This is a genomic window from Fulvimarina manganoxydans, assembly GCF_900176465.1.
GTDB classification, from domain to species: Bacteria; Pseudomonadota; Alphaproteobacteria; order Rhizobiales; family Rhizobiaceae; genus Fulvimarina; species Fulvimarina manganoxydans.
In genome coordinates this window covers 1-22642 of the sequence record NZ_FWXR01000010.1, presented here as the reverse complement: position 1 = coordinate 22642, position 22642 = coordinate 1, and the positions used below count along the sequence as shown (strand labels likewise).

The 22642-nt window shown below is 64.5% G+C and carries 17 protein-coding genes and 1 pseudogene; 8 read left to right on the top strand and 10 right to left on the bottom strand.

Annotation, left to right across the window (positions count from 1 at the left end; translation table 11 throughout):
- Positions 1-77: 77 nt before the first annotated feature.
- The 6 genes from B9A15_RS11920 to B9A15_RS11895 form a co-directional block, all read right to left on the bottom strand.
- The gene (locus B9A15_RS11920; protein ID WP_084410313.1) at positions 78-1706 is read right to left on the bottom strand and encodes an alpha-D-glucose phosphate-specific phosphoglucomutase; all 1629 of its coding nucleotides are present in this window, start codon (positions 1704-1706) and stop codon (positions 78-80) included.
- Positions 1703-3154, bottom strand: coding sequence for a glycogen synthase GlgA (glgA, locus tag B9A15_RS11915; RefSeq protein ID WP_084410312.1), 1452 nt, complete (start codon positions 3152-3154; stop codon positions 1703-1705). Before glgA ends, B9A15_RS11920 begins: the two co-directional genes overlap by 4 nt.
- A gap of 41 nt (positions 3155-3195) precedes the next feature.
- Positions 3196-4467, bottom strand: coding sequence for a glucose-1-phosphate adenylyltransferase (gene glgC, locus B9A15_RS11910; protein WP_084410311.1), 1272 nt, complete (start codon positions 4465-4467; stop codon positions 3196-3198).
- A 307-nt stretch (positions 4468-4774) separates the two neighbouring features.
- Positions 4775-7252 (bottom strand): glycogen/starch/alpha-glucan phosphorylase, encoded by a 2478-nt coding sequence (locus tag B9A15_RS11905; protein WP_084410310.1) that lies wholly within the window; start codon positions 7250-7252, stop codon positions 4775-4777.
- A gap of 5 nt (positions 7253-7257) precedes the next feature.
- The gene (gene pgi, locus B9A15_RS11900; protein ID WP_244556932.1) at positions 7258-8877 is read right to left on the bottom strand and encodes a glucose-6-phosphate isomerase; all 1620 of its coding nucleotides are present in this window, start codon (positions 8875-8877) and stop codon (positions 7258-7260) included.
- A 310-nt stretch (positions 8878-9187) separates the two neighbouring features.
- Positions 9188-10582, bottom strand: coding sequence for an NAD-dependent succinate-semialdehyde dehydrogenase (locus B9A15_RS11895; protein WP_244556923.1), 1395 nt, complete (start codon positions 10580-10582; stop codon positions 9188-9190).
- Between the two features lie 201 nt (positions 10583-10783).
- Here B9A15_RS11895 and pip point away from each other — a divergent pair, with 201 nt between their 5' ends.
- The 3 genes from pip to B9A15_RS11880 all read left to right on the top strand — a co-directional run bounded on the left by pip (position 10784) and on the right by B9A15_RS11880 (position 13859).
- Complete coding sequence (pip, locus tag B9A15_RS11890) at positions 10784-11737, top strand: prolyl aminopeptidase (protein WP_425292957.1); 954 nt, start codon at positions 10784-10786, stop codon at positions 11735-11737.
- 225 nt (positions 11738-11962) lie between these two features.
- Positions 11963-12973, top strand: a complete 1011-nt coding sequence (locus B9A15_RS11885) for a complex I NDUFA9 subunit family protein (protein ID WP_084410421.1) — start codon at positions 11963-11965, stop codon at positions 12971-12973.
- Positions 12974-13091: 118 nt separating this feature from the next.
- Complete coding sequence (locus B9A15_RS11880) at positions 13092-13859, top strand: sulfite exporter TauE/SafE family protein (protein WP_244556922.1); 768 nt, start codon at positions 13092-13094, stop codon at positions 13857-13859.
- 190 nt (positions 13860-14049) lie between these two features.
- On the opposite strand, the pseudogene B9A15_RS11875 reads toward B9A15_RS11880, so the two are convergent.
- Positions 14050-14850: pseudogene (locus B9A15_RS11875) on the bottom strand (undecaprenyl-diphosphate phosphatase); the annotation flags it as partial.
- Positions 14851-15144: 294 nt separating this feature from the next.
- Between B9A15_RS11875 and B9A15_RS11870 the strand changes: the two are divergent.
- On the top strand, positions 15145-15837 hold the full coding sequence (locus tag B9A15_RS11870) for a glutathione S-transferase family protein (RefSeq protein WP_084410306.1): 693 nt from the start codon (positions 15145-15147) through the stop codon (positions 15835-15837).
- Positions 15838-15853: 16 nt separating this feature from the next.
- On the opposite strand, the gene B9A15_RS11865 is transcribed toward B9A15_RS11870, so the two are convergent.
- Positions 15854-16738 carry a LysR family transcriptional regulator gene (locus B9A15_RS11865; protein ID WP_084410305.1) on the bottom strand — a complete coding sequence of 295 codons (885 nt, stop codon included), beginning with the start codon at positions 16736-16738 and terminating at the stop codon, positions 15854-15856.
- A gap of 99 nt (positions 16739-16837) precedes the next feature.
- On the opposite strand from B9A15_RS11865, the gene B9A15_RS11860 reads away from it, so the two are divergent.
- The 4 genes from B9A15_RS11860 to B9A15_RS11845 all read left to right on the top strand — a co-directional run bounded on the left by B9A15_RS11860 (position 16838) and on the right by B9A15_RS11845 (position 20457).
- Entirely contained in the window at positions 16838-17827 is a 990-nt protein-coding gene (locus tag B9A15_RS11860) for an aldo/keto reductase (protein WP_084410304.1), read from the top strand.
- 11 nt (positions 17828-17838) lie between these two features.
- On the top strand, positions 17839-18309 hold the full coding sequence (locus B9A15_RS11855; protein WP_084410303.1) for a GFA family protein: 471 nt from the start codon (positions 17839-17841) through the stop codon (positions 18307-18309).
- A 61-nt stretch (positions 18310-18370) separates the two neighbouring features.
- Entirely contained in the window at positions 18371-19561 is a 1191-nt protein-coding gene (queG, locus tag B9A15_RS11850; protein ID WP_084410302.1) for a tRNA epoxyqueuosine(34) reductase QueG, read from the top strand.
- Positions 19558-20457, top strand: a complete 900-nt coding sequence (locus tag B9A15_RS11845) for an SDR family NAD(P)-dependent oxidoreductase (protein WP_084410301.1) — start codon at positions 19558-19560, stop codon at positions 20455-20457. Before queG ends, B9A15_RS11845 begins: the two co-directional genes overlap by 4 nt.
- Positions 20458-20488: 31 nt before the next feature.
- On the opposite strand, the gene B9A15_RS11840 is transcribed toward B9A15_RS11845, so the two are convergent.
- Complete coding sequence (locus B9A15_RS11840; protein WP_244556920.1) at positions 20489-21976, bottom strand: MFS transporter; 1488 nt, start codon at positions 21974-21976, stop codon at positions 20489-20491.
- Between the two features lie 378 nt (positions 21977-22354).
- The coding region (locus tag B9A15_RS11835) for a transposase (protein WP_139798356.1) at positions 22355-22642 on the bottom strand (288 nt) is incomplete at its 5' end.

Below are 22642 nucleotides of genomic sequence, written 5' to 3'. Positions count from 1 at the left end.
CGTGAGAGAGTACCCGCGCAGGAGGCCGTCAGGCTATCCTTCGTTTAAGAAGCAACCCATGCCGGCACTCCGCTCGGTCAGGTGACGACATCCGGCGCGGTCCGGCCGGTGCGCTTCTTGATCTCGCCGATGACATCGGCCGTCTCGATAAGCTCGGCGAGGGCCTCTTCGGGAACGAGATCATGCTTGGCGGGATCGGGCTCGAAGCGCTCGATATAGACGCGCAAGGTGGCGCCCGCCGTGCCAGTGCCGGAGAGGCGGAAGACGATTCGCCCGCCGCCCGAAAAGACGATCCGCACGCCCTGGCCGGTGGCGACCGAGCCGTCGACCGGGTCCTTATAGGAGAAATCATCGGCCTCCGAGACGACGAGCGAGCCGAAGCGCTGGCCGGCCATGGAGGCGAGACGGTCGCGCAAGGATTCCATCAGGCCTTCGGCGGCGTCCTTGTCCACCTCCTCGAAATCGTGGCGCTGATAATAGTTGCGGCCGAATTCCGCCCAATGGCTCTTCAAGATGTCGGCCACGCTTTCACGCCGCTCGGCCAGGATGTTCAGCCAGAGAAGGACCGCCCAGAGCCCGTCCTTCTCGCGCACATGATCCGACCCCGTGCCGGCCGATTCCTCGCCGCAGATCGTGACCTTTCCGGCATCGAGTAGATTGCCGAAGAACTTCCAGCCGGTCGGCGTCTCATACATGCCGATCCCGCGCTTCTGGGCGACGCGATCGGCCGCCTGGCTGGTGGGCATGGAGCGTGCGATGCCGGCGATGCCGCGGGCATAGCCGGGCGCGAGATGCGCGTTGGCGGCGAGCACGGCGAGCGAATCGGAGGGCGAGACGACGACACCCTTGCCGATGATGAGGTTGCGGTCGCCGTCGCCATCGGAAGCGGCACCGAAGGCCGGGCCGTTCGGCGCCATCAGATGGTTGATGAGGGTCGCCGCATGAACGGCGTTGGGATCGGGATGGCCGCCGCCGAAATCCTCCAACGGCTCGGCATTGACGACGCTTCCCTTTTCCGCGCCGAGTCGGTTGACGAAGATCTCGCTCGCGTAAGGGCCCGTCACCGCATGCATCGCGTCGAAGCGCATGGTGAAGCCGGAGGCGATCAGCGCGCGGATCTTGTCGAAGTCGAAGAGGCTTTCCATCAATTCGGCATAGGCCGCGACTGGGTCGACCACCTCGACCACCATGTCGCCGAGATGCTTCTCGCCCAATTCGTCGATGCGCGGCGCAGGCGCCGAGAAGATGCGATAGGCGGATATCGACTTGGTCTTCTCGAAGATCGCCGAGGTGATGCTTTCGGGGGCTGGGCCACCATTGGAAATATTGTATTTGATGCCGAAATCGCCATCCGGGCCGCCGGGATTGTGGCTCGCCGACAGGATGATGCCGCCGGCCGCGCCGCGCTGGCGGATGAGGTTGGAGGCGGCCGGCGTCGACAGGATGCCGTTCCGGCCGACGATCACCCGGCCATAGCCATTGGCGGCGGCCATGCGGATCGCGGTCAGGATCACTTCGCGGTTGTAAAAGCGGCCATCGCCGCCGATGACCAGCGTTTCCAGCTCCTGCTTGGCCACCACGTCGAAGATCGACTGGATGAAGTTCTGCGCATAATTCGGCTGCTGGAAATGCGGCACCTTCTTGCGCAGGCCCGACGTGCCCGGCTTCTGATCCTGATAGGGTTTGGTCGCGATCGTCTCGATCATGGCGTCGGGTCTTTCGTCAGGTCTTTATAGAGATTGGCATAAAGCGCGGCGCTCGTCGTCCAGGAGACGTCGCTGGTCATCGCGGCCTTTTGTAGGGAGGCCCATTCGGCCGGCTTGGCGAAGAGTTCGATCAACCGGTCGATGCTTGCGAGAATGGCGTCCGGCTCCGGCCGGTCGAAGACGAGCCCAGTGGCCGCGCCCTTCTGAAGGGCGGCGTGATTGGCGTCGATCACCGTGTCGGCGAGCCCGCCCACCCGGCTGACGACAGGAATGCAGCCATAGCGCAGCCCGTAAAGCTGGGTCAGCCCGCAAGGCTCGAAGCGCGAGGGGATGAGGATCGCGTCGGCGCCCGCCTGGACCCGGTGCGACAAGGCCTCGTCATAGGTGACGCGCACGCCGACCTTGCCGGGATGGCGGACGCGCAGGGCCTCGAAGGCGCCCTCGATCATCGGCTCACCGGTTCCGACAATGACGAGACGCGCCCCGCGTTCGACGATGGCGTCGGCGACCTCGGCGACGACGTCGAGCCCCTTCTGCCAGGTCAGACGGCTGACGATGGCGAGGATCGGGCCGGCTTCGGCCTCGAGCTCGAATTCGGCTGCCAGCGCCGCCCGGTTCTTCTGTCTCTCGTCGAGATCGTCGAGGGAAAAGGGCGCCTCGATCAGCGCATCGCGCGCTGGGTTCCAGGCCTCGATATCGATGCCGTTGACGATGCCCTTCACGGCATCGCCTCGCCCCCGGAGCAGCCCGTCGAGCCCCATGCCGCCCGACGGTGTCAGGATTTCGCGCGCATAGGTCGGGCTGACCGTGGTGACGCGGTCGGCGGCGTGAATGCCGGCTTTCAGGAAGCCCACATTGCCGTAATATTCGAGACCCTCGATCGACCAGGCCTCTTTCGGAAAGCCGAGCTCGGGGAAGATCGCTTTGGGATAATTGCCCTGAAAGGCGAGATTATGGATGGTCAGGACCGTCTTGGCCCGTCTTTCGCCCGCCATGGCGAGATAGGCCGGGGCGAGCGCGCCCTGCCAGTCATGGGCGTGGAGAATGTCCGGTTCATAGCCCTCGATCGCGCCTTGTGCGATGCGCGCGCCGGCGAGCGAAAGGGCCGCGAAGCGCTTCCAATTGTCGGGATGGTCGTAGCCGCCGGGGGTGATATAAGGCCCACCCTCCCGGTCGAAGAGCGTCGGCGCGTCGAGGAGCAGGAGATCGAGACCCTCGGCAGAGACCGCGCGGATCACCGCCTCGGCGCTCAAGAGATCGGAAAAGCGGCAGACGACCTCGCCTTCGCCAACCTTGGCTTTGACGCTCGGATAGGCCGGCAGAAGCGTGCGCGTCTCGATCCCGGCGCTTTTAAGCGCGATCGGCAGGGCGCCCGCCACATCGGCGAGCCCCCCGGTCTTGATGAAGGGAAAGACCTCCGAGGCGACGGACAGGACGCGAAGGCTCATCGAAGGCTCAGATCCCCTCATCATCGATCGCTCGGCCGGGCTCAGTAGTTCAGCCGATCGATCATCGCTTTCGTCACCAGGCATATGCCGTTCTCGGTCCGCCGGAAACGCGTCGCGTCGAGTTCGGGATCCTCGCCGATGACGAGCCCATCCGGGATCTGAACGCCACGGTCGATGACCGCTTTGGTGATACGGGCATTGCGGCCGATCTGGCAACCCGGAAGCACGACCGCGTGATCGAGCACCGAATAGGAGTGCTGGCGTACCCCCGTGAAGAGGAGCGAGCGATTGAGGCTGCCGCCGGAAATGATGCAGTCGCCCGAGACCAGCGAGGAGATTGCCATGCCGCGTCGCCCGTCCTCGTCATGGACGAATTTGGCCGGCGGCACGATCTCCGCATAGGTCCAGATCGGCCAGTCGCGATCATAGATGTCGAGGGGCGGGACCACGTCGGTCAGGTCGATGTTGGCCTGCCAATAGGCTTCGATCGTTCCCACATCCCGCCAATAGGCTTCCGTGTCGGGTTCGTAGGCCGAACGGACCACCGACTTGTTGAAGCGATGGGCATAGGCGCTGCCATGCTTGACGATATGGGGAATGATGTCCTTGCCAAAGTCGCGCGATGAGGTCGGATCGGCGGCGTCCCGGCGCAGCTGATCCATCAGGAAGCGCGTCTCGAAGACATAGATGCCCATGGAGGCGAGCGCCGTGTCGGGACGTCCGGGAATGGCCGGCGGGTCCTTCGGCTTCTCGACGAAATCGGTGATCTTATAGCTCTCGTCCACATGCATGACGCCGAAGCCGACCGCTTCCATGCGCGGGACTTCCAGGCAGCCGACCGTGACATCGGCCCCAGAGTCCACATGGCTCTGAAGCATGATCTCATAGTCCATCTTGTAGATGTGGTCGCCCGCCAGGATCACGATATAGCGCGGCGCGTGATCCTCGATGATGTCGATATTCTGATAGACCGCATCCGCCGTGCCCGAATACCACTGGTCTTCCGACACGCGCTGGGAGGCCGGCAGGATATCGAAGCTCTCATTGCGCCCTGGGCGCAGGAAGTTCCAGCCATTCTGCAGATGGCGGATCAGGCTGTGGGCCTTGTACTGGGTCGCCACGCCGATGCGGCGGATACCGGAATTGATGGCATTCGACAGGGCGAAATCGATGATCCGCGTCTTTCCGCCGAAATAGACGGCCGGCTTGGCGCGGTTGTCCGTCATTTCCTTCAGCCGACTGCCGCGGCCGCCCGCAAGGACATAGGCCATGGTGTCGCGGGCGAGCGGTGCGATCCGCCTCTGGTCTGGCATAGGCTTCCTCCCAAGTTGCAAGCGGTCTTCAGCGCCGGTCCGTCACTCCCTTGATGTGGGAGATTCGCGAACCGGCCCTTAGCCGTCGCAAGGTCGATGGTAGAGCAAAAGCCCGGTGACGCCATAGCGCCAAGGCGCGAAGGGCGAAATTTTCCGGCGCACAGGGCGACCGGAGCGCGCAATGTCCGTCGGGAGCGTTTTGAAGAGCCGACGACGAAACAGGTCGGGGATGCGTTGAGGGACGCGACCTTAATCGGTCCGGCCGAACGCGGCGATGGGCGCCGCGTTCGGCCTTTTCGAACGACCTTTAAGCGACCGCGCCGGGGCCGGCCTGCCAGATGTCCTTGGCATATTCGCGGATCGAGCGATCCGAGGAGAACCAGGCCATGCGGGCCGTGTTGTGGACGGCCTTGGAATGCCACTCACGCGGCTTGGCGAAGAGCTGGTCGAGCTCGCGCTGCTTGTTCCAATAGGCCTCGAAGTCGGCGCAGATCATCCACCAGTCATTGTTGTAGAGATTGGAGATGAGGCCGTGATAGCGGCTCGGCGCTTCCGGGCAGAAGAGTCCGGACGAGATCGCGTGCAGCGCCTCGCGCAGGATGGGATTTGCCTCAATGATCGAGCGGCCCGAATGGGCCTCGCGCCGGCGCTGGGCGACCTCCGGGGCGGTGAGGCCGAAGATGAAGATGTTCTCGTCGCCGATATGGTCCTTCATCTCCACATTGGCGCCGTCCAGCGTGCCGATGGTCAGAGCGCCGTTCAGGGCGAATTTCATATTGCCGGTGCCCGACGCCTCGAGGCCCGCCGTTGAGATCTGCTCGGACAGATCGGCCGCCGGCATGATGATCTCGGCTGCCGAGACGTTGTAATTCGGGATGAAGACGACCTTCAGGAGATCGCGAACGACCGGGTCGGAATTGACCAGCCGCGCGACATCGTTGGCGAGGTTGATGATCTCGCGCGCCTGGGCGTAACTCGGCGCCGCCTTGCCGGCGAAGATCTTCACCCTCGGCGCCCAGTTCTTCTCCGGGTGGGAGCGGATCTGATCATAGAGCGCCACGGCCTCGATGATGTTGAGGAGCTGGCGCTTATACTCATGGATGCGCTTGACCTGAATGTCGAAGATCGCATTCGGATCGACCTGGATGGCGAGGCGCTCGGAGATGAGGGCGGCGAGCGCCTCCTTCTTCTTGCGCTTGACCGCGGCGAACTTCTCCACGAAGGCCGCATCGTCCGCCAGCGGATCGATTTCGCTGATCTTCTCGATGTCGTCCAGAAAGGCCGGGCCGATCGCCTCGGTGACGAGGCCCGTCAGCTCCGGGTTGCACTCCATCAGCCAGCGGCGCGGCGTGACGCCATTGGTCTTGTTCTGAATTCGGTCCGGATAAAGCTCGTGGAGATTGTGGAACACCGTCTCCTTCATCAGCTCGGTATGGAGCGCCGAGACGCCGTTCACCGCATGGGAGCCAACAAAGGCGAGCTGGCCCATGCGCACGCGCCGGCCATTGCCCTCGTCGATGAGCGAGATCGCCGCGATCTGGGCGTCGTTGAAGCCCTTTTCCTGGGCCGCGTGGCGGATGATCTCGGCATTGATCGTGTAGATGATCTGCATCTGGCGCGGCAGAAGGCGCTCGAAGAGATGGATCGGCCAATGCTCCAAGGCTTCGGGCAGAAGCGTGTGATTGGTGTAGCCGAAGGTCTTGGAGGTGATCTGCCAGGCCTCCGCCCAGGCAATGCCGTGAATGTCGACGAGAAGCCGCATCAATTCGGCGACGGAAACCGCCGGATGGGTGTCGTTCAGCTGGATCGCGACCTTCTCATGCAAGGTCTTCAGGTCGCCATGGCGGGCGATATGGCGCTTGATGATGTCCTGCAGCGAGGCGGAGGAGAAGAAATACTCTTGGCGCAGGCGCAATTCCTGGCCGGCCTGATGGGAATCGGCCGGATAGAGGACGCGGGTGATCGATTCGGCCTTGTTCGATTCGACCAGGGCGCCGATGTGATCGCCCTCGTTGAAGGCGTCGAGAAGGATCGGATCGACGGCCTGAGCGCTCCACAGGCGCAGCGTGTTCACCTGGGCGCCGCGCCAGCCGACCATCGGCGTATCATAGGCCACGGCCAGAACGCGCTCGGCCGGGCGCCAGACCTGGCGGGCCGGCTTGCCGCTCTCATGGACGGTGGTCACATGACCGCCGAAGCCGATCTCATAGGTCGCGTCGCGCCGCTCGAACTCCCAGGGATTGCCATGGACGAGCCAGCTTTCGGGCAATTCGACCTGGGCGCCCTCGGAGATTTCCTGGCGGAAGAAGCCGTGGACATAGCGGATGCCGTAGCCATAGCCCGGCACGCCGGTCGAGGCCATGGATTCCATGAAACAGGCGGCGAGGCGTCCGAGGCCGCCATTGCCGAGGGCGGCATCGGGCTCCAGAAGCTCGACCATGTCGAGCTGGACGCCGTAGCGCGCCAGGGCCTCGGTGACGGGCTTGCTGAGGCCGAGATTGTTGATCGCATCGCGCAGGAGGCGACCGATCAGGAACTCCATCGACAGATAGCAGACTTCCTTGGCGCCGCTCTCGGCGATGCGATCGCCGGAGGCGAACCAGCGGTCCATGACATGGTCGCGCACGACCAGCGTCGTTGCGCGCAGCCAGTCATATTTGCGCGCCTCGTCCGGCCGCTTGCCGATCTGATAGGTCAGCTTGCCGATGATCTGACGCGCGACGGCGTCGGGATCGGTCTTGCGCGGGTCGAGCTTGGACGTGTCGAGGGGCGTCGTAGCGGACATGCGGTTCAGGTCCTTCTCATGGTCTGAATGGCGGCGACGAGCCCTCGGGTCGAGGCGTCGAGGCCGCTTGAATCGGTCTGGCCGGTGACGACCGGCACGAGATTGCCCGCCAGCTCCTTGCCGAGTTCCACGCCCCATTGGTCGAAGGCGTTGATCCCGAAGAGCTGGGCCTCGACGAAGACGCGATGCTCGTAGAGCGCGATGAGGCGCCCGAGCGTTGCGGGGTCGAGGGTGGGATAGAGAATGGTGATCGAGGGCCTGTCGCCGGCAAAGACGCGGTGCGGCGCGATCGCCTCGGCCTCGGCCTCCGACTTACCGGCATCGATGAGCTGGCGGCGCGCCGCCTCCAGGCTTCGGCCCTTCATCAGGGCTTCGCCCTGGGCGAGGCAATTGGCGAGAAGGAGATCCTGGTGGACTGCCATCGCCTCGTCCTCATGGGCTTTCGCCCCGACGAGAAACTCGACTGGAATGACGTCGGTGCCCTGATGGATCAATTGGAAGAAGGCATGCTGGCCGTTGGTGCCGGGCTCGCCCCAGACAACGGGGCCGGAGATCGGCACGGGCTGGCCATCGAGACCGACGCGCTTGCCGTTGGATTCCATGTCGAGCTGCTGGAGATAGGCGGGGAAGCGGGCAAGCCGTTGATCGTAAGGGATGATCGCCCGGCTCGGGCAGTCCATCGCCACCCGGTGCCACCAACCGACGAGACCGAGAATGACCGGCAGATTCTCTTCGAGCGGGGCGGATCGGAAATGGACGTCCATCTCGCGCGCACCGGCGAGAAAAGCGCGAAAGCGCTCTGGTCCGATCGCGATCATCAAGGGCAGGCCGATCGCCGACCAGATCGAATAGCGTCCGCCGACCCAGTCCCAGAAGCCGAAGACCCGGTCCTTGGCGATGCCGAATTTTGCGACCTTGTCGAGCGCCGTCGAGACCGCGGCGAAGTGCTGGCCGACCGCCTCCTCGCCAAGAGTCGCCACCAGCCAGTCGCGGGCGCTCGCCGCATTGGTCATGGTCTCGATGGTGGTGAAGGTCTTGGACGCGACGATGACGAGCGTCGTCTCCGGGGCAAGGCCCGCCAGCGTATCGGCAAGATGAGCGCCGTCCACGTTGGAGACGTAATGGAGGCGAGGGCCGTCGTGATAGGGCCGAAGGGCGAGCGTCGCCATGGCCGGGCCGAGGTCGGAGCCGCCAATGCCGATATTGACCACATCGGTGATCGGCTTGCCGGTCGCGCCTTTCGCCTTGCCCGAGCGCAGCGCCTCGGCAAACTGGCTCATGGCGGCAATGACGCTCTCGACGGCCTCGCCGACCGGCTCGCCATCGGAGGCGAAGCCGTCGTCAGCCTTTGCGCGCAGGGCCACATGCAAGACGGACCGATTCTCGGTCTCGTTGATCCGGGCGCCGGCAAACATCGCGTCGCGCTTGGCTTCCACCTGACGCTCGCGGGCAAGATCGAAGAGCGCTTTCAGCGCCTCGGCGTCGATCGCGGTCTTGGAGACGTCGAGGATCATGTCGCCCAGCGCCCGCGACATCGTCTCGAATCGGTTCGGATCGGCCTCGAACAGGCTGCGGATGCCGTTCGTTTCGGCTCTCGCGGCCGCCGCCGCGATGGCGTCGGGCATCGTATCGCGTCTTTCGCTCATCGGGTCCCCCATGGCGTGTCATTCCCGCGGCCATGCCGTTACGCAAAGGCCGGTCTCGTCCTTCTACCCGCTGCCCGCGCGGTATAACATGGGCAGCGAGGTCTCGGGCGATGAGCAAAGCCATGTCCCGCCGCGAGGCTGGTCCAAGGCCTCGCCCGCCGGGTGCCGCAGTTTCACGCACGGCGCATATGTTGCACCTTTTTTCAGCGATAGTTCAAGCGGGACATTTGATGCCCCGCCTTGCGCGGCCGGCATAGCTCATCGCGTCGGGTGCGCTTGAGCGCCGGGCTCAGTCGCGCGTCACGGCCTTGATATTCATGAAGGCGTGCAGGCCTTCGGCTGCGAGTTCACGGCCATAGCCCGAACGTTTGACGCCGCCGAAGGGCATCGCCGGATGGGACGCGGTCATACGGTTGATATGGGTGCCACCGGAATCGAGATCGCGGATGAAGCGCTCCTGTTCGCCCTTGTCCTGGGTGAAGACCGAGCCGCCGAGGCCGAAGTCCGAATCATTGGCAAGGCTTATCGCCTCATCGATCGACTTGACCTTGAAGAGGATGGCGCAGGGGCCGAAAAGCTCGTCGCGATAGGCAGGCGCGGCCTCGGGCACCTCGGCGATGATCGAAGGCTTATAGAAGAAGCCGGGGCCATCGTCGGCCTTGCCGCCGGTGACGAGCCTGGCGCCCGCCTTGACGGAGGCATCGATCTGGGAGGCGAGATCGTCGACGCCCGATTTCATCGCGAGGGGCCCGAGATCTGTGGCCTCGTCCATCGGGTCGCCGAGCGTCATCGCTTCGAGCTTGGCCTTGTAGCCTTCCAGATAGGCGTCATAGACGTCCTCATGGACGATGAAGCGCTTGGCCGCAATACAGCTCTGGCCGTTGTTCTGCATGCGGGCGGTGACGCCGATATCGATCGCCTTTTGAAGATCGGCGGAAGGCATGACGATGAAGGCGTCCGAGCCGCCGAGTTCCAGAACGGTCGGCTTGATCTCGGAGCCGCAGGTGGCGGCGACCGCCGAGCCCGCGCCCTCGCTGCCCGTCAGGGTCGCGGCGCGAATGCGGCGATCCTTCAAGATGCCCTCGACTTTGGAGGAGGAGATCAGAAGCGTCTGGAAGAGCCCTTGCGGCGCGCCGGCCTCCAGCATCACCTTCTCGATCTCCAGGGCGCATTGGCTGACATTGGAGGCGTGTTTCAGAAGGCCGACATTGCCGGCCATCACGGCCGGAGCGATGAAGCGGAAGACCTGCCAATAGGGAAAGTTCCAGGGCATTACCGCCAGAACCGGGCCGATCGGCAGATAGCTGACGAAATTCTCCGAGCCCGGCCCCCCGATCGCTGGTTTGTCGGCGATCATCTCGGGCCCGTGTTCGGCATAGAAGCGGCAGCCGAGGGCGCATTTTTCCACCTCGGCGACGGCCTCCTTGTAGCGCTTGCCCATTTCGAGGGTCGCGATGCGGCCGAGCTCGTCCTTACGGGCTTCTAGCGTGTCGGCAATTTTATTGAGGAGGTCCACGCGGGCCGTGGCCTTTGAGCGGCGCCAGTCGCGAAAGGCGATCTCGGCATTGGCGAGCGCCCGCTCGATGTCGTCGGAGCCGTGCTCGGCATAGTCCTCGATGGTCTCGCCGGTGGCGGGATTGATGCTGGTCGGCATGAAGTGGACCCCGTACTGCGTCTTGTTCAAATGTCGGGCGCTTCCCATGGCCGCATCGCCGGAAAACGCGTCGCTGCGGCTCAAGCTAGAGGCGTAAGGGGGCGACGAACAGGCCCGCGCATCGATAAGGGCACGAAACGACCACGGCTTTGACGATCGGAAAGGCGTTCGCTTTTCCTTCAGACCGGCTGCCGCCGCGAGCCTTCCGCCCTATCTGCCGCAACCATGACCATGCCGAATCCGCGCAAAGCCTATCCGCCGATCGATCCGTTCCGCGTCGGACGCCTCGATGTGGGGGACGGGCATGAACTCTATTACGAGGAATGCGGGAACCCCGCCGGGCGCCCGATCCTCTTTCTGCATGGGGGGCCCGGAAGCGGCGCCTCGCCGCAACATCGCCGGCTCTTCGATCCGGCACGCTATCGCATCATCCTTCTCGACCAGCGCGGCTGCGGACGCTCGACCCCACTCGGGCGCCTGGAAGCCAACACCACCTGGCATCTGGTCGCCGATCTCGAAAGGTTGAGGGAGGCCCTCTCCATCGAGCGCTGGGCGCTGTTCGGTGGCTCCTGGGGTGCGACTTTGGCGCTCGCTTATGCAGAAACCCATCCCGAACGCGTCACCGCGATGATCTTGCGCGGGGTGTTTTCGGGCCGAAGGGCCGAGCTCGACTGGTTCTATCAGTCCGGCGCCAACCGCCTGTTTCCGGACCATTGGGAGAATTTTGTCGGCCAGCTGCCGGCCGACGAGCAGGGCGACATCATCGCTGCCTATCGCGAGCGGTTGACCCATCAGGACCGTGCCGTCCGTGCCGCGGCCGCGAGCGCCTGGACCCAGTGGGAGTCAGCGACGGTGATGCTCCGCTCCGAGCCCGTTCCCGTTGGCCGCGGGCCGGTCTCGGACGGCACCATCGCCTTTGCCCGGATCGAGAACCATTATTTTTATCACGAGCTCTGGCTGGAGGACGGCCAGCTCATCGCCAATGCCGACCGGCTCGCCGCCATTCCCGGCGTGATCATTCAAGGACGATACGATGTGGTGACGCCGGCGATCACCTCCTGGCAACTCGCCCAGGCCTGGCCGCGCGCCGAATACCGCATCGTCGAGGCCGCCGGTCACGCCTTTGCGGAGCCGGCAATCTTGAGCGCCCTTGTCGAGGCGACCGATCGCTTCGCCGCCGGATGAGGTCGTTTGTCACTGCCTCGTCGTCCCAAAAGGGCGAGGCGGCGAAGCGAATGCGGCTAGAATGCGCCTTCACCTGAGGCGGGTGACAGGTTATGAGCCGGGGAACGGGTCTCGCCTTGGCGGGACGACGAACCATGTGCCTCGTTCAAGCCGGCCAAGCCGGCTTCGAAGAAGGCAAGGCCCCGGCGAGGTCGCCCGGTGGCTTGGCAGGACGGAGACATCGAGATGACGGCTGTCGATACGGGCAAGACGGTGGTGGTGTTCGGAGGCTCAGGCTTTCTCGGCCGCTATGTGACGCGGGCACTCGCCCGGCGCGGCCACCGCATTCGCGTCGCCTGCCGCCGGCCCGATCTCGCCTATCACCTCCAGACCGCCGGCAAGCTCGGCCAAATCCTGCCGATCCAGGCCAATCTGCGCTATCGCTGGTCGGTGGATCGGGCGGTCGAGAATGCCGATCACGTCATCAATCTTGTCGGCATCCTGTCCGAGAGCGGCAAGCAGTCCTTCGATGCGGTCCAGTCCTTCGGCGCCCGCTCGGTCGCGGACGCTGCGCGCAAGGTCGGCGCACCCGTCACCCAGATCTCCGCCATCGGCGCCGACGCCAATTCCGCGTCGAAATATGCCCGCACCAAGGCCGCCGGCGAACAGTCGGTCTTCGACGCCGTTCCGAACGCCTATGTCCTGCGGCCCTCGATCGTCTTCGGGCCGGAAGACCAGTTCTTCAACCGTTTCGCCGATATGTCGCGCTTCTCGCCGGCGCTGCCGCTGATCGGCGGCGGCACGACGAAGTTCCAGCCGGTCTATGTGGTCGATGTCGCCGAGGCGATCGCCGCGACCGTTGAGGGATCGGTCGAGGGCGGCAAGGTCTACGAACTCGGTGGGCCGGAAGTCCTCACCTTCCGTCAGATGATGGAAGAGATGCTGCGCATCATCAATCGAAAGCGCCGCTTCGTCTCGATCCCCTTCCCGATGGCCGCCTCCATGGGCCGGTTCATGCGCTTCCTGCCCAATGCGCTGATCACCCCCGATCAGGTGCGCCAGCTTCAGAACGACAATATCGTGTCCGAAGCGGCGAAGAGCGAGGGACGCACCTTGGATGCTTTCGGCATCCGCCCGCGTTCGATCGATGCGATCCTGCCTTCCTATCTGATCCGCTTCCGGCCCCAGGGCCAGTTCACCCAGCCTCAGCCACAGGCTGGCGGCTTGGACGCCCAGGATCAGGAAGGCGTGGTCTGAGCCTTCCCGTGCTCGGCCGGGCGTTCGCTGACGGGCTTCGTCCGTCGGCGCGTTGCCGGGACAGGATGGGTTTCGGGAAGGCTACGAGGCTTGCGGCCCCTCGGATCGGAGCACGGTCTTGAGCGATTTGGCGGCCATGCTGGCCCCTGATCTGTCCACCGCATCCGTTCTCATCCTCATCGTGGCGAGCTTCTTCACCTCGGCCCTGACGGCCGCTTTCGCGCTTGGCGGCGGCGTGACGCTTCTCGGGCTGATGACCTTGGTCTTGCCGGTCGCGGTGCTCATTCCGCTTCATGGCGTCGTCCAGTTCGCTTCCAATGCCGGCCGGCTCGCCGTCCAGCGCCGGGCGGTCGTTTGGGAAAAGGCCGTGCCCTTCATCCTGGGCGGACTCATCGGAGCGGCTATTGGCGCGCGCATGGTCGTCTCCCTGCCCGAATCGCTTCTCCAGACGCTTCTCGGCGGCTTCATTCTCCTGACCGTCTTCGTGCGCCTGCCCTCGCTGGAGCGATTGAAGAACTGGCATTATGCGCTGGCCGGGGCGGTGACGACCTTTCTGTCGATGTTCGTCGGGGCAAGCGGGCCGCTCAATGCGGTGCTGTTTTCGCGGGCCTTTTCCCAGCGCGAACAGGTGGTCGCGACCATGGCGGCGGTCACGGCGAGCCAGCATGCCTTGAAGGTGATCGCCTTTCTCGCTGCCGGTGTCGTGCTCTGGCCCTATGCCGGGCTCGTAGCCGCGATGATCGCCACCGGCTTTCTGGGAACGCTTGCCGGCACCGCTTTTCTCAAGCGCTTGCCGGAAGCGCGCTTTCGCATAGGCCTCAAGCTGCTTTTGACGGTGCTCGCCATCGAGCTTCTGCGGCGAGGCCTTCTCGGGCTCATTCGCTAGGCCGCAGATCGTCTCCGCGAATCATGTCGCCGATCGCATCGCCGTCGGAGGTGCCGTTGCCCGATGAAGACGGGGCCTTGGCGGCATCGGTTGTTGTCGCGCTCCCCGGCCGGCTCTCCTTCGGAGCCGTGACCGTGCCGTAGCCATCGGCCGGGTTGGCGGTCGCGGGAACCACCGGGGTCGTGGGCGACACGAAGAGGATCACCACGATGCCGATGAGGCCGACAGCGATGCGCCACCAGGCAAAGGGCGCAAAGCCGTGGCGCGAGACGAAATCAAGCAGCGTGCGCACCACGAAGAGGGCGGCGGCAAACGCGCAGACGAAGCCGATGGCGATGATGCCGAGATCGTCGGCGGTCAGAATGTCGAAATTCTTGTAAAGATCATAGGTGAAGGCGCCGAGCATGGTCGGCAGGGCGAGGAAGAAGGAGAACTCGGCCGCCGAGCGCTTGTCCGTGCCCATCAAGAGCGCGCCCGCCACCGTCGCGCCCGAGCGCGATGTGCCGGGGATCATGGCGAGACACTGAAAGAAGCCAATCTTCAGACAGAGCGACAGGGGATAGTCCATGATGTCGTCATAGCGGCGCTTCAGCGGCATCCGGTCGATGACGAGAAGCAGGATGCCGCCGACGACCAGCGCCACGCAGATGACGAGCGGCGTTTCGAACAGCACCGTCTTTATGAAGTCGTGGGCGAGAACCCCGATGACGGCCGCCGGCAGGAAGGCGATGACGAGCCCCGCCACGAAGCGCCGGCTCTGCGCGCTCGTCGGCAGCGTGATGAAGAGGTGCCACAGCTTGCCGAAATAGACGGTGAGAATGGCCAGGATCGCCCCGAGCTGGATCAGGATTTCGAAGCTTCGTCCAGCCGAATGAAATCCCAAAACCTGGCCGAGAAGCAGAATATGGCCGGTCGAGGAGACGGGGATGAATTCGGTGAGACCCTCGGTGATCCCGAGGATGACGGCGTCGAGGACGGAACCGAGATCCATGCGTTGCGATCCTTTCGGCTATGGTTGGCCCGCGACGCTTCTCGCTCGAAAGGCGGTGAAGATATGGCGGCCGGGTGATCGATGCCGTCAGCGGGAGATTCGCCGCCCACTTGTTTGCGGCGCATCTGCTGCTATGTCGCGAGAGTCATTAACCTTCCGCTACGATCGAGGGTGGGGGCAGCGCATTTTGGCAATCATTTTGCGCGATCAGAAAAGAGGGCTGACTGTGCAGCCCGTCCGGCGCCTCCCGCCTGGGTGGCGCGGGCCCGATTCATTGGCAATAGACCCTGGCGAATGCTCAAGCTGTATCATCATCCCATGTCTGCCGCCTCGCGTTACGTCCGGCTGCTGCTCGGCGAATATGCCGAACGCTGCGAACTGATCGAGGAGCGGCCCTGGGAGCGGCGGCGAGCCTTTCTGGCGATGAACCCGGCGGCGACCCTTCCGGTGATGATCGAGGATGACGGGCCGGCGATCGTCGGTGGCATCATTGCCGGCGAATATCTTGACGAGACCCGCGGCGTCTTCATGCGCGACAAGCGGCTGATGCCGGAAAAGCCGGCCGAGCGCGCCGAGGTGCGCCGTCTGACCGAATGGTTCGTGGACAAGCTCGACCAGGAGGTGACGCGCTATCTGGTGCGCGAGCGCGTGTTCAAGCTCGACATGCCGAAAGGCGAGGGGGGCGGCGCCCCGGACGCGTCCGCGATCCGGGCGGCGAGAGCGAATTTCAAGCATCACTTTCGCTATCTCGGCTGGCTGACCGAAAATCGCGACTGGCTGGCCGGTCCGCGTATGTCCCAGGCCGATCTCGCCGCGGCCGCCGTCATCTCCATTCTCGATTATCTCGGCGAGGTTCAATGGGATGACGAACCGGCGGCCAAGGACTGGTACAGCCGGATGAAGTCGCGCCCCTCCTTCCGCCCGCTCCTGACCGAGCGCGTACGCGGCGTGCCCCCCGTCCAGCATTATGCCGATCTCGATTTCTGATCGGACGAGGGAACCCTCAGAGGCGGAAATGGTCGACAAAGGCGCGTAAGGCCGGGCGCATCTGCCGACGGGACGGATAAAACAGCGCGAAACCGTCGAAAGGCGGCAACCAGTCATCGAGCAGGCTGACGAGACGCCCCTCGGCCAACGCCGTCTCGATTTGCGGCCGGATCGCGAGGGCGATTCCAACGCCCTCGATCGCGGCCTGAATGCTCGCCGCGCTGTCGTTGACGAGAATCGTGGCTTGCGGGAGCGTGGCGATCCTCTCCTCGCCCCGGGCAAATTCCCAGCGATAGATCTGACCGGAGGCGAAGCGCCGGTGAATCCCTAAGAAAGCGGGGAGCTCACTGGGATGGTTGGGCCGACCATGACGCTCGCAAAAGCCGGGCGAGGCGACCACCGCAAGCCGCATCGGGCCGCTGACGGCGACACGGATCATGTCCTGCTCGACCGCCTCCGACAGGCGGATGCCAGCATCGAAACCATCGGCGACGAGATCGACGAAGGCCTCTTCCAGCGAAAAATCCACATGAAGCCTGGGGAAGGCCTCGCGGAAACTCGCGAGCCTCGGCAAGACGACGATCTCGAAGGCCGAGCGGGGCAAGGAGATGCGCAGGCTCCCCGTCGGTTCGCCCATGCTCGCGCCAAGACCGTCGACCGCCTCCGCAATGGTGGACAGCGCGGGCGACAGGCTCGCCAAGAGCGCGGCGCCCTCCGGCGTCTCGGAGACCGATCGTGTGGTCCTGTTCAGGAGACGCACGCCGAGCGAGGCTTCTAGATTGGAGACCGCATGGCTGATGGCAGAGGGCGAAAGCCCGGTTTCGCGGCTAGCCGCGCGAAAACTCTTCAACCGCGCCACCACGGCGAAGAGACTGAGCGGCGCGAGGAGAGATCGGTCCATTGGTGAATCCTATCGAACAGCCCATGTCCCGCGCAATGGCTTTCGAAAGCCTGGACGCTGCGCCATCTTGCATCCCGAACCCGAAAGGAGTGTTCGACCATGAAAACCCGCAAGCTCGGTCAGGATCTCAGCGTGTCGGCCATCGGCCTTGGCTGCATGGGCATGAGCCATGCCTATGGCGGCCAGCCGGAAGCCCAATCGATCGCCACCATCCATCGCGCCCTCGATATCGGCGTCACCTTCTTCGACACCGCCGAGGTCTATGGCCCCTTCGAGAACGAGAAGCTCGTCGGCAAGGCCTTGAAAGACCGACGCGACGAAGCTGTGATCGCCACCAAATTCGGCTTCCGCATCCGCAAGGATGCCTCGGGAGCGGCGGCCATGGACGGCGTCGATTCGCGGCCCGAGCATGTGAAGGCGGTCTGCGAGGAGAGCCTTCAGCGCCTTGGGCTGGAGACGATCGATCTCTTCTACCAGCACCGGGTCGATCCTTCCGTGCCGATCGAGGAGACGGTCGGGGCGGTGGCCGATCTGATCAAGGCCGGCAAGGTTCGCGCCCTCGGCCTGTCGGAGGCCGGCGCCGACACGATCCGGCGGGCCCATGCGGTCCATCCCGTCTCGGCGGTTCAGAACGAATATTCCCTCTGGACCCGCGATCCGGAGGCCGAGATCATTCCGCTTTGCGAAGAACTCGGCATCACCCTCGTGCCCTATTCGCCGTTGGGGCGCGGTCAGCTCACCGGCGCGATCACGTCCCGCGATCAGCTGGCGGAGGGCGATTTCCGCCGTAATCTGCCGCGCTTCCAGGAGGAGGCGATCGCCGCCAATGCCGCGCTGGCCGACACGCTGAAAGCCCTGGCCGACGAGCGCGGCGCGACGCCCGCCCAGCTCGCCCTTGCCTGGATCCTCAATCAGAAGCCCTTCATCGTGCCGATCCCCGGAACGCGAAAGATCGAGCGCCTGGAGGAAAATGCGGCGGCGGTCGATATCGTGCTCACCAAGGACGAAGTCGCGGCGATCGGCGAGAGGTTGTCGGCGGTCTCAGGCGCCCGCTACAATCCCGACCAGCTCGCCATGACGGGCCGATAGGGGATTTCGCCATGTCACGCGATTGGAAGCTGCCGCGGGAGGGCGGATGCCGATGCGGCGCCTTGCGCTTTGACGTGTCCGGGCCGCCCATGATGACGGCGGCCTGCCATTGCCGAGGCTGCCAGAGAATGTCCGGCAGTGCCTTCTCCCTGACCGTGATGGTGCCGGCCGAAGGTTTCACCATCACCAAGGGCGAGCCGGTGATCGGTGGGCTGAAGGGGGACAATAAGCATTATTTCTGTCCCTCTTGCCTAAGCTGGGTCTTCACCCGGCCTATGCAGCTGGCCAGTGTCGTCAATATTCGTTCGACCATGCTCGACGAGACCGGCGACATGGCACCCTTCATGGAAACCTGCACGGGTGAAAAGCTGAGCTTCATCGATCTGCCGGTGCATCGCAGCTACGATGTCTTCCCGGAGGCGGAGGACATCGGGCCATTGATCGAGGCCTTTTCCCAATGGGACGGCAAGCCGGCGGGCTGATCGTTCGGCGATCGCTTCCGCCAGCTTGCGGCGATCGCTCGATGGCCTCATATGCCGGCCGATGACGGATGCCGCCACCATCGGCCTCAAGGCCTTTCTCACCGAGGACGCGCGCCGCCTGGGCTTTTCGGCCCTTGGCGTCGCGCCGGGCGAGGGCGATGGCCTTGCCGGCGAGCGCCTCGCCGAATTTGTCGAGGCCGGTCGGCATGGCACCATGGAGTGGATGCCGGAGACGCTCGATCGGCGGCGCTCGGCGAAAGCATTGTGGCCCGAGGTGCGATCGATCGTCGTTCTCGCCATGAATTACGGGCCCGACGAGGACCCGCTCGCCATTCTGGATCGGCCCGATCGCGGCGCGATTTCCGTCTATGCCCGGCACCGGGACTATCACGACGTCATCAAGGGCAAGCTGAAGGAGCTTGCCGGTCGGCTCGTCGCCGAGGCCCGCCGCCGGGGCCTGGGCGACCATGAGGTCAAGGTTTTCGTCGATACCGCACCGGTGATGGAAAAGCCGCTGGGGGCGATGGCCGGGCTCGGCTGGCAGGGCAAGCACACCAATCTCTTGTCCCGCGATTTCGGCTCTTGGCTCTTTCTCGGCTCGATCTTCACGACCCTGCCGCTCGAAGCCGACGAGCCGGCGAGTGATCGCTGCGGCTCTTGCCGCGCCTGTCTCGACGCCTGCCCGACGGATGCCTTTCCCGCGCCCTATCAGCTCGATGCCCGGCGCTGCATCTCTTATCTCACCATCGAAACCAAACATGTTATTCCGCGCCCTCTGCGAAAGGCCATGGGCAATCGCATCTATGGCTGCGACGATTGTCTCGCCGTCTGCCCCTGGAACAAATTCGCCAAGCAAGCACGCGAAGCCAAGCTGGTGGCGCGCGAGGATCTGAAGGCGCCGAGGCTGACGGATCTGCTCGCCCTGGACGATGCGGCCTTCCGCCAGCTCTTCTCGGGCTCGCCGATCAAGCGGATCGGCCGGGCGAAATTCGTCTCCAATTGTCTCGTCGCGGCTGGCAATTCCGGCGATCCAGGGTTTCTCCCGCATATCGAAGCGCTGCTTTCCGACGATCAGCCGCTCGTTCGCGCGATGGCCGTCTGGGCCCTGGCGCAGCTTTCGCCGCACGATGCCTTGCAGCGCTCGGCTCCGGCCCTTGATAGGGAGGGGGACGACATCGTCCGAGACGAGTGGCAGGCTGCGGCAAGATGGAAGAGCGACATGAGGGAAACGGCTTCGGAGCGCATGGAATGAAACTTTTCGTCTTCGGCTATGGCTATTCCGCCTCCCGCTATGTCGAAAGCCTCGATCTCGACGCGGTTCTCGGCGTCACGGTCCGTTCCAAGGACAAGGCGAGCCGCATCGCCGCTCACGGCCTGACGCCTTTCGTCTTTGATGGCGAGGCGCCCGGCGACGGGATCGACGCGGCGCTTGCCCGCGCGACCCATCTCCTCGTCTCGGTGCCGCCCGGCCACAAAGCGCCGGAGGGGGCGCATGTGGGCGGGGCGAATGCGCCGGAGGGCGATCCCGTGCTGCGCTGGTATCGCGACCGCATCGGCCATGGCACGCCTGATCTTGAATGGATCGGCTATCTGTCGACCGTCGGCGTCTATGGCGATCACGATGGCGCATGGGTCGACGAGACGAGCGAGACGCGGCCCGTCTCCGAGCGCTCGAAGGCCCGCATCGCTGCCGAAGAGGCCTGGGCCGACGTTGCTAAAACCCATGGCGTGCCGCTCGCCATTCTGCGCCTTTCGGGCATTTATGGCCCTGGCCGCAACACCTTCGTCAATCTGGCGAAGGGCACCGCCAAGCGCCTCGTCAAGCCGGGCCAAGTCTTCAACCGCATCCATGTGGACGACATTGCCGGAGCGCTCACGCTTGTCTCCGATCGAAATCTCGGCGGCGTCTTCAACGTCACCGACGACGAGCCGGCTCCGCCGCAAGACCTCGTCACCCATGCGGCCGATCTTGTCGGCATCGAGCCGCCCCCCGAAACGCCCTTCGACGAAGCCGAACTCTCGCCCATGGCACGCAGCTTCTATGGCGAGAACAAGCGCGTCTCCAACGCCAAGCTGAAGGCGGCGGGCTATAGCTTCCGATATCCGACCTATCGCGAAGCCTTGGCGGAGTTGAAGACGGAGTTTTAGCCTACTGCGGTATCCCCGGGTCTTTCTGCTCTCAATTTTCGACGGGCGGAGCGGGTGGCGCTTTTGCATGCGCACGATCATCCCGCTCGCCGAGACCGGAAGGAAGCCGGCTCGACAGAAAGGCGAGAAGCAGAAACACGCCGATCTCGAAGAGGATCGATGCCCCGAAGGCTTCACGGAATATGCCAGCGCCCGCGCCGGTCTCCCCGACCGTTCGGAAGAAGATCTCGCCGCTGACGGCAACGCCCAGCGCTCCGCCGATCTGCTGGAAGGATTGAAGCGCGCCCGAACCCGATCCGGCATCCCGGTTCTCGACGGCCCTCAGGATCGTGGCGAAGAGCGGGGCGACGGTGATGCCCATGCCGAGACCGCACAGAAAGAGCGGTAGAACCAGACTCCACTGGCTGACCGTCTCGCCGATCGAGAGGACGACGGCATAAAGGATCGTCATGCCGGCGGCGAGAATGAGCGGGCCCGCGACGAGCCGGGCCTTCGCGGCCCGCGAACCGAATTTGCCGGAGACCAGGGACGCGATGAAGACGCCGACGGGGAAGGGGACTGTCGCCACGCCGGATTCGAGGGGCGAATAGCCGAAGCCGACCTGCAGGAATACCGCCGTGATGAAGAAGAAGCCGGGAATCCCGGCGAAAAGGCTCGATGTCATGGCGAGCCCGGTCAGGAAATGCCGGTTGCGGATGAGGCTCATCGGCAAGAGCTGGGTCGCACCGATCCGCTCGCGGTGCCGTTCCCAGACAATGAAGGCAATGGCGAGCGGCAGGGCGGCGGCGAGCATCGCAAAGCACCAGAGCGGCCAGCCGACCTCCCGCCCTTCCACCAGGGGAATGATGATCGCAAACACCGTCGCCGCGCCGAGAAGCACGCCGACGACATCGATCCGCTCCCGGCGGCTGGGCGAGACATTCGGGATGAAGCGCCAGCCGGCGAGGATCGTGAGGAGGCCGATGGGCAGATTGACGAGGAAGATCGGCCGCCAGACGAGGTCGTAGAGATCGGCCGAGATCAGGGCGCCGCCGGCGAGAGGCCCGGCGACCGAGGCGAGCCCCGCCGTGACGCCGAACAGCGAAAAGGCAAAGCCGCGCTCATGGTCGGGAAAGGTGACCTGCACGAGGGCGAGTACCTGCGGCATCATCATCGCGGCGGAGAAGCCTTGCGCCAGACGGGCGGCGATCAAGACGTCGATCGTCGGGCTGAGACCGCACAGGGCAGAGCACAGGGTGAAGCCGGCGACGCCCATGAGGAACATGCGCTTTCGCCCGACGAGATCGCCGAGCCGGCCGAGTGGCAGAAGCCCCAGGGCGAAGGCGACGATATAGCCCGCCACGACCCATTCGATTTCGGAGCTCGTCGCGCCGAAATCGGCCTTGAGGCTGGGGATCGCGACATTGACGATGGTCACGTCGATGAGGTTCATGAAACCGGCGGTGAGGAGCACGGCGAGCGTGATCCAGCGGCGCGGATCGACCTCGGCCGCCGGGGTCTGAGCATCTGCGGACTGCAAGGCTTTTTCGTCCCTTGATGGAAGGCGAGAGGCTTTCGGACCGTCTTCGGCCACAGAACGGCGTTCTGCAAGGGCGGAACCAGGCTTCCCCGCCCCGACGACTCAAGTGAAACGCGATCAATCGGGATCAGAGTACACGACGGTGTCTTCAGACGGTCTATTTCGAGTGCTCGGCACTCGAAGGTCCGGCCTTGGCCTTCATCGCGCGCGTCATTCTCGGTCCCCGCACCTACGACATTCACACATCCTGCGAAAAGCTTTTATTCCAAGGCTTTGCGACCGACAGTGGTCTTGACGATGACCTTGGCGACTTGTCTCAGCTGCCGGCAGCAAGCACCGACGACTTCTCCCCCTGGGGGAGAGCGACTGTCTTTCCGGTCAAGCGCTTTGCCATGGTCTTTTGTCCCTTATGATGGCGTTGAGGATGGTGAGGAGCTTTCGCATGGTTGCGACGGTTGCAACGATCTTCGGCTTGCCTTGTGCGACGAGACGATCGCGGAAGGCCTTGATGACCGGGTTGTGCCGGCTGGCGACGAGGGCTGCCATGAACAGCACCGCGCGCACCTTGCCTCTGCCGCCGCCGATGAAGCTCTTGCCCTTCCACGTGCCTGATTGCCGCGTCCAGGGTGCAAGCCCTGCCAGCGAAGCGATCTGACGCCGGTCGAG